The organism is Streptomyces cyaneofuscatus (assembly GCF_033109485.1).
In the GTDB taxonomy this organism is placed as follows: domain Bacteria; phylum Actinomycetota; class Actinomycetes; order Streptomycetales; family Streptomycetaceae; genus Streptomyces; species Streptomyces cyaneofuscatus.
Window position 1 is genome coordinate 5,251,333 of the sequence record NZ_CP137002.1, and the last position, 12,118, is coordinate 5,263,450.

At 71.3% G+C, this 12,118-nt stretch carries 11 protein-coding genes; 4 read left to right on the top strand and 7 right to left on the bottom strand.

The window, feature by feature from the left end; all coding sequences use genetic code 11:
- Window positions 1-78: 78 nt before the first annotated feature.
- Genes R2B67_RS23140 through R2B67_RS23160 form a run of 5 tightly spaced genes read right to left on the bottom strand, consistent with a single transcriptional unit; the run spans window position 79 to window position 4,346 of the window.
- Window positions 79-1,062 (bottom strand): glycine betaine ABC transporter substrate-binding protein, encoded by a 984-nt coding sequence (locus R2B67_RS23140; protein WP_381074008.1) that lies wholly within the window; start codon window positions 1,060-1,062, stop codon window positions 79-81.
- A 2-nt stretch (window positions 1,063-1,064) separates the two neighbouring features.
- Entirely contained in the window at window positions 1,065-1,934 is an 870-nt protein-coding gene (locus tag R2B67_RS23145; RefSeq protein WP_109977956.1) for an ABC transporter permease, read from the bottom strand.
- Entirely contained in the window at window positions 1,931-3,190 is a 1,260-nt protein-coding gene (locus R2B67_RS23150; RefSeq protein ID WP_317820730.1) for a betaine/proline/choline family ABC transporter ATP-binding protein, read from the bottom strand. Before R2B67_RS23150 ends, R2B67_RS23145 begins: the two co-directional genes overlap by 4 nt.
- Window positions 3,183-3,830 (bottom strand): ABC transporter permease, encoded by a 648-nt coding sequence (locus R2B67_RS23155; RefSeq protein WP_018512361.1) that lies wholly within the window; start codon window positions 3,828-3,830, stop codon window positions 3,183-3,185. Before R2B67_RS23155 ends, R2B67_RS23150 begins: the two co-directional genes overlap by 8 nt.
- A gap of 42 nt (window positions 3,831-3,872) precedes the next feature.
- Window positions 3,873-4,346, bottom strand: coding sequence for an Lrp/AsnC family transcriptional regulator (locus tag R2B67_RS23160; RefSeq protein WP_026241547.1), 474 nt, complete (start codon window positions 4,344-4,346; stop codon window positions 3,873-3,875).
- 122 nt (window positions 4,347-4,468) lie between these two features.
- Between R2B67_RS23160 and hppD the strand changes: the two genes are divergently transcribed.
- Complete coding sequence (hppD, locus tag R2B67_RS23165; RefSeq protein ID WP_317820732.1) at window positions 4,469-5,614, top strand: 4-hydroxyphenylpyruvate dioxygenase; 1,146 nt, start codon at window positions 4,469-4,471, stop codon at window positions 5,612-5,614.
- Window positions 5,615-5,701: 87 nt separating this feature from the next.
- Here hppD and R2B67_RS23170 read toward each other — a convergent pair whose 3' ends face one another.
- Window positions 5,702-7,438: a tetratricopeptide repeat protein gene (locus R2B67_RS23170; RefSeq protein ID WP_317820734.1), complete on the bottom strand. Its 1,737-nt coding sequence runs from the start codon at window positions 7,436-7,438 to the stop codon at window positions 5,702-5,704.
- A gap of 99 nt (window positions 7,439-7,537) precedes the next feature.
- On the opposite strand from R2B67_RS23170, the gene R2B67_RS23175 reads away from it, so the two are divergent.
- The gene (locus R2B67_RS23175; RefSeq protein ID WP_237326131.1) at window positions 7,538-8,905 is read left to right on the top strand and encodes an FAD-binding oxidoreductase; all 1,368 of its coding nucleotides are present in this window, start codon (window positions 7,538-7,540) and stop codon (window positions 8,903-8,905) included.
- Window positions 8,906-8,978: 73 nt separating this feature from the next.
- On the opposite strand, the gene R2B67_RS23180 is transcribed toward R2B67_RS23175, so the two are convergent.
- The gene (locus R2B67_RS23180; RefSeq protein ID WP_317820735.1) at window positions 8,979-9,461 is read right to left on the bottom strand and encodes an SsgA family sporulation/cell division regulator; all 483 of its coding nucleotides are present in this window, start codon (window positions 9,459-9,461) and stop codon (window positions 8,979-8,981) included.
- A 249-nt stretch (window positions 9,462-9,710) separates the two neighbouring features.
- Between R2B67_RS23180 and R2B67_RS23185 the strand changes: the two genes are divergently transcribed.
- A complete protein-coding gene (locus R2B67_RS23185) occupies window positions 9,711-11,225 on the top strand; it encodes an RDD family protein (protein ID WP_317820736.1) in 1,515 nt (504 codons plus the stop codon).
- A 149-nt stretch (window positions 11,226-11,374) separates the two neighbouring features.
- Window positions 11,375-12,085 carry an RDD family protein gene (locus R2B67_RS23190; RefSeq protein WP_317820737.1) on the top strand — a complete coding sequence of 237 codons (711 nt, stop codon included), beginning with the start codon at window positions 11,375-11,377 and terminating at the stop codon, window positions 12,083-12,085.
- Window positions 12,086-12,118 lie beyond the last annotated feature (33 nt).

Genomic DNA, 12,118 nt, shown 5'->3' on the forward strand with positions numbered 1-12,118 from the left:
GGCATGCAAAGGTCTCTTTGCAAGGGATTCTTTGCAACGCTCTCTTTGTAACTCGCCTCGCCCCCTCGCCCCGCCCCCTCACCCCTCCTCGATGAACCCCTCCGCCACCAGCCAGTCCTTCGCCACCTCGTGCGGGTCCTCCCCGTCCACGTCCACCTTCGCGTTCAGCGTCTGCGCGACTTCGGTCGTCAGCTTCTTCGTGAGCGGGGCCAGCAGCTCCGCGATCACCGGGTACTTCTCGAAGGTCGCCAGGTGGACGACCGGGGAGGCGTTGTAGTTGGGGAAGAAGTTCTTGTCGTCCTCCAGCACGTCCAGGTCCATCGCCTTGATCCGGCCGTCGGTGGTGAACACCTCGCCCAGCAGGCAGGAGTCGGACTCGGAGACCTGGGTGTAGATGATCCCGGCGTCCATCTTCTGGATGTTGCCGGCCGGGATCTTCATCCCGTACCGCTTCTCCATGCCGGGCAGCCCGTCGTCGCGGGAGGCGAACTCGTTCTCCACGCAGATCGTCACCGCACCCGGGTCCTTCTTCGCGAGGGCGGCCACGTCCGAGAGGGTCTTCAGCTTGTAGCGGGCGTTGTTCTTCTTGCTGATGGCCAGCGCGTACGTGTTGTCGAGCGGGGCCGGCGGCAGCCAGACCACCCCGTTGCCCTTGTCCTCGTCCCGTACCGCCTCGTACTGCTCCTGCGGGTCGACGATGGGGTCGGCGTGGCCGAGGAAGGTGATCCAGCCGGTGCCGGTGTAGTCCCACTGCGCGTCCGCGTCGCCGTTGATGATGGCCTCACGGGCGCTGATCGAGCCCGGCAGATTTGTCCGGTCCAGGACCTCCGCCCCGGCCGCCTTGAAGACCAGGCCGGTCATCTGGCCGAGGATGATGTTCTCGCTGAAGTTCTTCGAGGTCACCGTCAGCGTGGCGCCCTTCAGCGGCTCGCCCTGCCCGACCGACCCCGGCGACACGTCGTCCACCATCGGCGAACCGCTCTTGAGCCCGCAGCCGCCCACCAGCAGCACCAAGGACGCGGCGGCCACCAGGACCCGGCGCCGCACACCGTACGTCGTCATCCTCACCGCTCCTCCAGCCCGCGCGGCGTCAGCGCCAGTTCGGCCAGCGAGGCCAGCCAGTCCACCAGCAGCGCCAGCACCACCGTCAGCACCGAGCCGATGATCAGCACCGGCATCCGCTGCGTCTGGATCCCCGAGGTGATCAGGTCGCCGAGCCCGCCGCCCCCACCGAACGTGGCCAGTGTCGCCGTACCCACGTTCAGGACCAGTGCCGTACGGACTCCCGCCAGGATCAGCGGCACCGCCAGCGGCAGCTCCACCTTCAGCAGGACGCCCCGCCCGGACATCCCCATCCCGCGCGCCGCCTCGATCATGTTCGGCTCGATCGCCCGCAGACCCGCCACCGTGTTGGAGAGCACCGGCAGCACCGCGTAGATCACGATGCCGATGATCGCCGTGCGGGGCCCGATGCCCAGCCAGATCACCAGCAGCGCCAGCAGACCGATCGCCGGGGTCGCCTGCCCGATGTTGGCCAGCGCCGTGAACGCCGGGGCCGCCTTCCGCAGCCGCCGCCGGGTCAGCGCGATGCCCAGCGGGATCGCGATGATCAGCACCCAGAAGGTGGAGATCGCCGTCAGCCGCACATGCTGCCACCAGCGCAGCTGCACATTGCCGCCGGAGAGGGAGTTCTCCGCGATCGAGTCCAGGTGGATGTTGGTGATCCACACGTACGTGACGACCAGGATGACCGCCAGCACCGCCGGCAGGACCACCAGCTTCCGCCAGGTGATCCGGCGCGCCGGGGCGGCCGGGGCGGGGGAGGGGTCGCTCTCCTCGTCGTGGAACGCGTGGCCCTTGACGTCGTGCTCGCCCGGCGGCCGGGTGGGGGCGGCCGGGCCCTTGCCGGAGCCTGACGGGTGGCTGGGGCTCATACTCCGCCGCCACCCCCCTCCAGCTCCTGCTCGGTCTGGTGGACGCGCTGCTCCTCCAGCTCGTGCTGGTGCTCCATCGCGGTCAGCCGGTCGGCCTCCAGCAGCTCCTGCACGTTGTCCATCAGCGTCTTCATGTCGACGACCCCGATGAACTCACCGCGCCGCCCGGTCACCGCGACCCGCCCCCCGCTGTCCGTCAGCACCGCCTCCAGCGCGTCGTGCAGCGTGGCGTCCCGGGTCACCGTGTCGTGGACCAGCTGCCCGGCCCGCGCCAGCGAACCGCGCGCCCGCATCAGGTCGCCGCGCCGCAGCCACTTGTACGGGCGGTTCTGCCGGTCCAGCATCAGCAGCTCGTTGTGCGGGCCGTTGCGCAGCTTGTTGAAGATCGTCTGGAGCGGGTCCTCGACCGTCACCGTCGGGAAGTCCGCGATGCCCACATCCCGTACGCGGGTGAGGTTGAGGCGCTTGAGGGCCGCGCCCGCGCCGACGAAACCGGAGACGAAGTCGTCCGTCGGGTTGGTCAGGATCGCCTCGGGGGTGTCGAACTGCGCGATGTGCGACCGCTCCCGCAGTACGGCGATCCGGTCGCCCAGCTTGATCGCCTCGTCGAAGTCGTGGGTGACGAACACGATCGTCTTGTGCAGCTCGTGCTGGAGCCGGATCAGCTCGTCCTGGAGGTGGTCGCGGGTGATCGGGTCGACCGCCCCGAACGGCTCGTCCATGAGGAGGACGGGCGGGTCCGCCGCCAGCGCCCGCGCCACGCCCACCCGCTGCTGCTGGCCCCCGGAGAGCTGGCGCGGATAGCGGCCGTGGAACTCGCGCGGGTCCAGGCCCACCAGGTCGAGCATCTCCTCCACCCGGTCCTTCACCCGGGACTTGGACCAGCCGACCATCTTCGGGACCAGCGCGATGTTGTCCGCGACCGTCATGTGCGGGAAGAGGCCGGAGGACTGGATCGCGTACCCGATCTTGCGGCGCAGCTTCACCGGGTCGATGTCGGTGACGTCCTCGTCGCCGATCCTGATCCGGCCCGAGGTCGGCTCGATCAGCCGGTTGATCATCTTCAGCGTGGTGGACTTCCCGCAGCCGGACGGGCCGACGAAGATCACCGTCTCACCGGCCTTGATCTCCATCGAGACGTTCTCGACGGCCGGGTTCGGGTTGCCCGGGTACCGCTTGGTCAGGTTCTCCAGCTCGATCGTGGCCCCGGAGGTGGCGACGCTCTCCCTCGGCGGAACAGTCTCGGTCTCAGGCACGGATCCCCCTCGGGATGGTCAGCCGCCCCAGCAGGACGTACGCGGCGTCGAAGAGCAGGGCGAGCACGACGATGCCGAGCGTGCCCGCGAGGACCTGGTTGATCGCGTTGGCGCTGCCCAGCGAGGCGATGCCCCGGAAGATCTCGTTGCCGAGGCCGGGCCCGGAGGCGTACGCGGCGATGGCGGCGATGCCCATGAGCATCTGGGTCGCGACCCGGATGCCGGTCAGGATCGGCGGCCAGGCGAGTGGCAGCTCCACCCGGCACAGCCGCGCCACCCGCGACATCCCGATGCCCGTCGCCGCGTCGACCAGCGCCGGATCGACGCCTCGCAGCCCCACGATGGAGTTCCGGACGATGGGCAGCAGCCCGTACAGCGTCAGGGTGATCACGGTCGGCGCGACGCCCAGCCCGACCAGCGGGATCAGCAGACCGATCGCGGCCAGCGAGGGGATGGTGAGGATCGTCGCCGTGGAGGTGATCGCCAGCGAGCCGCCCCAGCCGCTGCGGTAGCTCACCACCCCGATGACCACACCCAGCACAGTGGCGATGACCATGCACTGGAAAACCGCGCTGACGTGCTGGAACGCGTCCGTGAGGAGCTGCTGGTGGCGGGTGTTCAGATACTCCCAGAAGCTCACACGGCACTCCCTCGGCCCGGGGCCTGCCGCGTGGGTCAGGCGCTAGTCGGTGTCCTGGGCCGCCTGTTCCACCAGCGGGATGATCCGCAGCGGAACCGGGTTCTCCATGACGATCGCCGTGGAGGCCCGGACAATGCCATCAAATCCGACAACCCGGTCGATCACCCGCTGAAGATCGGCGTTGGAACGGGCCACCAGCCGGCAGAACATGTCCCCGTGCCCGGTGGTGGTGTGCAGCTCCAGCACCTCCGGTACGCCGCCCAAATGGGCCCGTACGTCGGCTCCTTGCCCCTGCTTGATCTCCAGCGTCGCGAACGCGGTGACCGGATAGCCGAGCGCCGCCGGGTCCACGTCCGGGCCGAACCCCCGGATGACGCCATTCGACTGAAGGCGGTCCAGCCGCGCCTGTACGGTCCCGCGCGCCACGCCGAGCCGCCGGGATGCTTCGAGGACGCCGATCCGCGGCTCCCGCGCGAGCAGCACGATGAGCCGGCCGTCCAGATGATCGATCGCCACGAGCCCGCCTCCGGTGGTCACCCTGTACAGATAGTCCGGCCATCATGGCGAGTGACTGCACATCTTGACCAGTGAATGCGCGAACTATTGCGCACCTTGCGATGCGGGGAGAGCCTTCGAACATGACTGAGACTCTGCACACCAGCCCTGACACCGCCCGGCAGGCCGACCCCTTCCCGGTCAAGGGAATGGACGCGGTCGTCTTCGCCGTGGGCAACGCCAAGCAGGCCGCGCACTACTACTCGACCGCCTTCGGCATGAAACTCGTGGCCTACTCCGGACCGGAGAACGGCAGCCGCGAGACCGCGAGTTACGTCCTGGAGAGCGGCGCCGCCCGGTTCGTCCTCACCTCCGTGATCAAGGCCGCCACCGACTGGGGCCACTTCCTCGAAGGCCATGTCGCCGCACACGGCGACGGCGTCATCGACCTCGCCATCGAGGTCCCGGACGCCCGCGTCGCGTACGCGTACGCCGTCGAGCACGGTGCCACCTCGGTCGCCGAGCCGTACGAGGTCAAGGACGAGCACGGCACGGTCGTCCTCGCCGCCATCGCCACCTACGGCGAGACCCGCCACACGCTGGTGGACCGCAGTGGCTACGACGGCCCCTACCTGCCCGGATTCGTCGCCGCCGAGCCGATCGTCGAGCCCCCGGCCAAGCGCACCTTCCAGGCCATCGACCACTGCGTCGGCAACGTCGAACTCGGCAAGATGAACGAGTGGTGCGCCTTCTACAACGAGGTCATGGGCTTCACGAACATGAAGGAGTTCGTGGGCGACGACATCGCGACCGAGTACTCGGCCCTGATGTCCAAGGTCGTGGCCGACGGCACCAAGAAGGTGAAGTTCCCGATCAACGAACCGGCGATCGCGAAGAAGAAGTCGCAGATCGACGAGTACCTGGAGTTCTACGGCGGCCCCGGCGTCCAGCACATGGCGCTCGCCACCAACGACATCGTCTCGACGGTGCGTGCCATGCGCGCGGCGGGCGTCCGGTTCCTGGACGTCCCCGACTCGTACTACGACACCCTCGGCGAGTGGGCCGGCGAGACCCGGGTGCCGGTCGAGACGCTGCGCGAGCTGAAGATCCTGGTCGACCGCGACGAGGACGGCTACCTGCTGCAGATCTTCACCAAGCCGGTCCAGGACCGCCCGACCGTCTTCTTCGAGATGATCGAGCGCCACGGCTCCATGGGCTTCGGCAAGGGCAACTTCAAGGCCCTGTTCGAGGCGATCGAGCGCGAGCAGGAGAAGCGCGGCAACCTCTGAGCCCAGCCTTTCCGCGGATACACACGCCACCGCGGTCCCGGGCAGCACCCCGGACCGCGGTGGCGTACGCCGCTTCCGGCAGCCGTTCTACAGGGACTTCGAGGCGTCCGCCTCCACCGCGGCCGGGCTGCTCGGGGCCGCCTTCGACGGGGCCGGAGCCGTCTGCGAAGGAGCGGGCGCCGGGGCCTCGGGCTTCGGTGACTCCCGCTTCGGCTCGGGCTTCGGCTCCCGCTCGGGTTCAGGCTCCGGCTCGGTCTTCCGCTTCGGCTCAGGCGCCGGAGGCGGAGGCGGGGGCGGCGGCTGCATGTCCCCCGGCCCGCCCGGCGGCGGCTCACCGAGCGTCTCCAGCGCCTCCCGGGCCTTCGGCGCGTCCAGCGGCGAGAAGGCCGGGTTGGTGCGCAGCGCCTCCTGAAGGTGGCGGCGGGCCGGACCGTACTGTGCCAGCTCCCGTTCGATCATGCCGAGGTGGTACGCGTACGAGGCGTTCCGCACCCCCGTGTCCACGGCCTGCTGGGCGTACTCCAGCCCCTCCTCCGACTTGCCCGCCCGGTGCAGCGCCCAGCCCAGCGCGTCCGCCACCGCCGCACTGCGGTGCTGCTTCTTCCACTGGCCGCGCAGCAGCTCCACCGCCACCGCCGGGTCCCCGTGGTCGCTCTCGTACCGGGACTGGACCACCGACTCGTCGACCCCGGCCGCCTTGGCCTGCTCCAGCAGCCCGGCCAGCTTCTCGTACTGGCTCCGCGCGTCGCCGTCGAGCTCCAGGGACGCGTACAGCTCGCCCAGTTCGAGGGCGTACGCCGGGCGCGGGAGCTTGGTGATGACGCTCTGGTACGCGGCCACCGCCTCGCCCGTCCGGTCCAGTGCCACCAGCGCCCGGGCCTTGCCCGCCAGCGACGCGTGGTGGCCGGCGTCCGTGCGCAGCGCCGCGTCGAACTGCGCCACCGCCTCCTCCGGCTCGCCCCGCTCCCAGGCCAGCTCGCCCAGCCGGTGCAGCGCCTCGGCCTTCTCGGCGGGCGCGGTCGCCCGGTCCGCGGCCTCCCGGGCGGTGGCGAGCGCGTCCTCGCGCCAGCCCTGGCCCCGGTAGAGGTCGGCGGTGCGGGCCAGCGCGGGGACGCCCTTGCGCAGCTCGCCGAACTTCTCCGTCGCCCCGGTCGCCGCCTTGACGTCCCCGAGACCGGTGTAGGCGTCGATGAGGACCGGGTACACGCTCCAGGTCTTCGGGTCCTGCTTCCGTACCGTCTCGCCCCACCGCTTCGCCGCCAGGAAGTCGTGCCGGGCGTTGGCCAGCGCCGCCATCCCCACCCACGCCTCCCCGTTGCCGCGCTCACCCGGCTGCTCCTCCAGCGACCGCTTCAGCGCCTCCTCCGCGCGCCCGAAGTACGCCGCGTCCGCCGAGCGCCGCCCCCACTCCACGTACGCCGAACCGAGCGTCGCCCACGACGGCGCGTCGCCCGGATGCGCCTCCACCCACTTCTGCCGGTCCCCGATCAGCGCGGTCAGGTCCGAGAGGGAGGCGGGGGAGCCCGCCGTCGCCGCCGCCTCGGCCCGCTCCACCGGACCCGGCTCCTTCGCCCGGTCGTCCTCCCGGTCCGGCACGGCCACCAGCGCCCCGGCCAGCAGCACCCCCGCCGCCAACGCCCCGAACGCGGCCCGGCGCAGGGTCGTCCGCAGAGTGGGCGGGGGAGGGGGTACGGCGGTGGCGCCTTCGGCGGGCATCACGTAAGGGTCCTGCTGGGCGTGCGGATCGTGCTGGGCGTGCGGGCCCTCCGGGGACGGCTCGGGCGGCCGGCGGGACTCGGGATCCTGCTGGGGCATGACATCCATGGCCATCACTGTGCGTCAGTCATACGAGCACACCGCTCCTTGCGGATCGCCCCCGCCGACGGGTTCACACCATTGGCCCCCGGGTGCCACGCTGGAACCATGAGCGATCTTCTCGAACGCCTGCGCACCGGCCTCCCCGCCGAGGCCCTGATCACCGATCCGGACGTCACCGCGTCCTACGCCCACGACATGGCGAGCTTCTGCGAGGCCGGCACCCCGGCCGTCGTGGTGCTCCCGCGCACCGTCGAGCAGGTCCAGCACGTCATGCGCACCGCCACCGAACTCCGCGTCCCGGTCGTCCCGCAGGGCGCCCGCACCGGCCTGTCCGGCGCGGCCAACGCCTCGGACGGCTGCATCGTGCTCTCCCTGGTGAGGATGGACCGGATCCTGGAGATCAGCCCGGTCGACCGGATCGCCGTCGTCGAGCCGGGCGTCATCAACGCGGTGCTGTCACGCGCGGTGAACGAACACGGCCTCTACTACCCGCCGGACCCCTCCAGCTGGGAGACCTGCACCATCGGCGGCAACATCGGCACGGCCTCCGGCGGTCTGTGCTGCGTGAAGTACGGGGTCACCGCCGAGTACGTCCTCGGTCTGGACGTCGTCCTCGCCGACGGGCGGCTCCTGACCACCGGCCGCCGGACGGCGAAAGGCGTCGCCGGATACGACCTGACCCGGCTCTTCGTCGGCTCCGAAGGCAGCCTCGGGATCGTCGTCAAGGCCGTCCTCGCGCTCAAACCGCAGCCGCCGCAGCAGCTTGTGCTCGCCGCCGAGTTCCCCTCGGCAGCCGCCGCCTGTGACGCTGTGTGCCGGATCATGGAACGCGGTCACACCCCGTCACTCCTCGAACTGATGGACCGGACGACCGTGCGTGCCGTCAACCAACTGGCCTCCATGGGGCTGCCGGAGACCACCGAGGCGCTCCTCCTCTGCGCCTTCGACACCCCCGCCCCTGCCCCCGACCTCGCCGCCGTCGGAGCGCTCTGCACCGCCGCCGGAGCCACCGAGGTGGTCCCGGCCGATAACCCGGCCGAGTCCGAACTCCTCCTCCAGGCCCGCCGGATGTCGCTCACCGCGCTGGAGGCCGTCAAGTCCGCCACGATGATCGACGACGTCTGCGTACCGCGCTCGCGGCTCGGCGAGATGCTCGCGGGCACCGCCGCCATCGCCGAGCGGTACGACCTCACCATCGGCGTCTGCTCCCACGCGGGCGACGGCAACACCCACCCCGTCGTCTGCTTCGACCACACCGACCCCGACGAGTCCCGCCGGGCCCGCGAGTCCTTCGACGCGATCATGGCGCTCGGTCTGGAGCTGGGCGGGACCATCACCGGCGAACACGGCGTCGGCGTCCTCAAGAAGGAGTGGCTCGCCCGCGAACTGGGCGAGACCGGTATCGAGCTCCAGCGCGGTATCAAGGCCGCCTTCGACCCGCTCGGCCTCCTCAACCCCGGCAAGCTCTTCTGACACCACCCGCTGCTTACGGAGCACTCACGCCCGCTGGTCACGGGGCCCTCACGCCTGCTTCTTGCGGGGGCCCTCACGCTTCACCGTCCTGGGACGGCGACTCGTCCGCCGACCACGGGTCGCTCAGCCACAGGTCGTCCGCCGGCAGCGGGGCCAGCAGCTCCGCCAGCGCCTCGTCGATCCCGAGCCGGTCGCTCTCCGTGCCCGGCGGCACCACGCGCAGGGTCCGCTCCACCCAGGCGGCCACGGCGGCCGAGGGCACTTCGAGGAGGGCGTTGCCGTCGGGGGAGGTGAGGGCCACGCAGATCACGCTGCGGTTCTCGATCTTCGTCGGCCAGATCCGTACGTCCCCGTGCCCGCACGGCCGGAACACCCCTTCCACCAGCAGCTCCCGGGCGAACGTCCAGTGCACGGGCGACTCGGAGGAGATGTGGAAGGCGATGTGCACGGCGTACGGGTCGTCCGTCCGGTACGTCAGCCGGGCGGGGACCGGGATGGACCGCTCGGGGGACAGGACGAGCTTCAGCTCCAGCTCACGTTCCACGATGTTCATCATGAGAATGCACGACCTTCCGGTGCTCCTGGGCCGGTCCCGCTGACCGTCCCGCACAAGGAGAGAGCGCCCTCCCCGCCACCTATTACGCGACTTCTCAAAAAAACTTCGATCCGTCGCGAAAGTGGTCCCAAACAGGCGGACCGGCCCGGGGATACGTGGCGGTCTGATAGATGTGGACCCTTGTATTGAGGCCGTCCGCCCTCCCGGCGCCGAACGGCCTGAGGCCTCGAAGAGATACGGGACCCGCTGATGAGCGCGCCAACTCCGGCACCCGGTGACGACAGCCCCCGTGAGGGCTACTACCCGGACCCCTCCATCCCCGGCTACGTCCGGTACTGGAACGGCGCGTCCTGGGTGCCCGGGACGAGCCGGCCCGCGCCGCAGCAGCAGGCGCAGGCAGCGCCGGTGGAGGAGACCGGACCGATCTTCTTCGACGAGGAGGAGGACGGGGGCGCGGACAGCACGAACGGGTCCGCCGATGCCGGGCGTCACGAGAGCACGGCCGAGGGCGAGGCCGGGTCCGTCTGGCAGGCGGACTCCGCGCGCCAGGCCGGCTTCGGCGGCGAGCGGGACCGCCGGATCTCGTGGGGCGGCCCGGCCCCGGAGCCCGCCACGGACCCGGCCGACCCGCGCACGCCCCTCGCCCAGGACCCGACGCGCGGCGCGCTGCCGGGGATGCGGGACGGCGGCGGGGCGGCGGAGGAGGCGGGGGCGCGCCCGCCGACGGAGGGCACGGTCACGATCCGCGCGGTGGGCCCGCAGGCCGGTGCCGCACAGCCGAACGCCGTACGGGGGAGCGCCCCGCGCCCCGACTCCGTACAGCCGAACACCGGTACGCCGCAGGGGCCGCAGGGACTCCCGGCCGCCTCTGCCCCCGCCGCCGCCCAGCCCCTCCCCGTACCGGCCCCCGCGCCCGCCCCGCAGGAGGCGCGGCAGGGTCCGGTCCAGGTCCCGGCCGCCCCCGCCGCCCCCTCCGTACCCACGCCGCTCACCCCGGGCCCCGGCGGCGGCTCGGCGTCCTGGGCGCAGCAGGTCCACCAACTGGCCCAGCCCGAACAGCAGCAACAGCAGCAACAGCAACAACAACACCAGCAGCAGTCGGCGCCCCGGTCCCTGCACCAGCAGCCCCACCCCCTGCCCCACCAGCACCAGCAGCCCCCCTTCGCGCAGTCCGGGTCCGGACCCGGGGCCGGGACGGCGGCGGGTCCGGACCAGCCCGTCGTGCCCTGGAAGCCCCCGGCGGCCGACGACCCCTTCCAGCAGCTCGTCCGCGCCCAGGCGGCGGCCCGGCCCGCCGGGCTCGGCAAGCGGTTCGCCGCCCGGCTGGTCGACAACCTGGTGCTCGGCACGGTCGTCGGCGCGGTGGCCATTCCCCTGGGCACCCAGGCGATGGACCACATCGACCGGAAGATCACCGCGGCGAAGCAGACCGGCGAGACCGTCACCGTCTGGCTGCTGGACTCCACCACCGGGACGTTGCTCGGCGCCCTGATCGCGGCCTTCCTCGTCCTCGGCTTCCTCCTGGAGGCGCTGCCCACCGCCAAGTGGGGCCGCACGCTCGGCAAGAAGGTCTTCGGTCTCGACGTACGGGACATCGAGTCCCACGACACGCCCTCCCTCGGAGCGGCCCTGCGCCGCTGGCTCGTCTACGGGGTGCTGGGGATCCTCGTCATCGGCGTGGCCAACGTGCTGTGGTGCCTGATCGACCGCCCCTGGCGCCAGTGCTGGCACGACAAGGCGGCCCGCACGTTCGTGGCCGGCTGAGCGGAGACAGGACCCGGTCGGTCGGGCGGCCTGAGCCGACGATGGGCGGGCGGCCCCCGGAGGCCCGCCGTAGACTCGTATGCCGCCCCGCGTCCCCCGAACGCACCTGAGCCGTTGCGGGCCCCGGTGGCACGGGATGCACTGCCCCCATGAGCAACGACCAGCCGACGCCCGGCCAGCCGCCCGAGGACGACGATCCGTTCCTCAAGAAGCCGCAGGAGCCCCCGCCGCCGTCAGACGGTCAGCCTCCGTCAGGCGGTGAGCCGCCGTACGGTCAGCCTCCGTCGGGCGGTCAGCCGCCCTATGGGAGCGCCCCGCCCCCTCCGCCGCCCCCGCCCCCGCCGAACGACCCGTACGGAAGCGGCGGGGGTTTCGGGGCGCCGGACCCGCTGGCCGGGATGCCGCCGCTGGCCGAGCCGGGCAAGCGGATCCTGGCGCGGCTGATCGACTTCCTCATCATCTCGATCCCGCTGTACCTGATCTCGCTGCCGTGGGGCGGGGCGATCGATGTCGACGGGGACGGCGGTGACGGGTTCGACGGCGCCTACAGCGGCCACCAGTTCCTGTGGTCGTTCATCGGCCTGGTCGTCTACGTCGCGTACGACACGTACTTCACCCACAAGGACGGCCGGACCATCGGCAAGCGGCTGCTGAAGCTGCGCGTGGCCATGCTCAACGACGGCCGGGTGCCCGACACCGGGGCCGCGCTGATGCGGGCCGTCGTCCTGTGGGCTCCGGCGCTGCTGTGCTGCCCGTGCCTGTGGTGGCTGATCAACATCGTGCTGATGTTCACGGACAAGCCCTACCGGCAGGGGCTCCAGGACAAGGCGGCCAAGACCGTGGTGGTCGCGGCCAGGTAGGAACACCGGGCAGGCCGGCAGCCGGGCGGGTAC

Bases quoted from the DNA above. Each gene is read 5' to 3' on its own strand.
- R2B67_RS23140 (WP_381074008.1), bottom strand. From the start codon at position 1,062: ATGACGACGTACGGTGTGCGGCGCCGGGTCCTGGTGGCCGCCGCGTCC.
- R2B67_RS23145 (WP_109977956.1), bottom strand. From the start codon at position 1,934: ATGAGCCCCAGCCACCCGTCAGGCTCCGGCAAGGGCCCGGCCGCCCCC.
- hppD (WP_317820732.1), top strand. From the start codon at position 4,469: ATGACTGAGACTCTGCACACCAGCCCTGACACCGCCCGGCAGGCCGAC.
- R2B67_RS23170 (WP_317820734.1), bottom strand. From the start codon at position 7,438: ATGGATGTCATGCCCCAGCAGGATCCCGAGTCCCGCCGGCCGCCCGAG.
- R2B67_RS23175 (WP_237326131.1), top strand. From the start codon at position 7,538: ATGAGCGATCTTCTCGAACGCCTGCGCACCGGCCTCCCCGCCGAGGCC.
- R2B67_RS23180 (WP_317820735.1), bottom strand. From the start codon at position 9,461: ATGATGAACATCGTGGAACGTGAGCTGGAGCTGAAGCTCGTCCTGTCC.
- R2B67_RS23185 (WP_317820736.1), top strand. From the start codon at position 9,711: ATGAGCGCGCCAACTCCGGCACCCGGTGACGACAGCCCCCGTGAGGGC.
- R2B67_RS23190 (WP_317820737.1), top strand. From the start codon at position 11,375: ATGAGCAACGACCAGCCGACGCCCGGCCAGCCGCCCGAGGACGACGAT.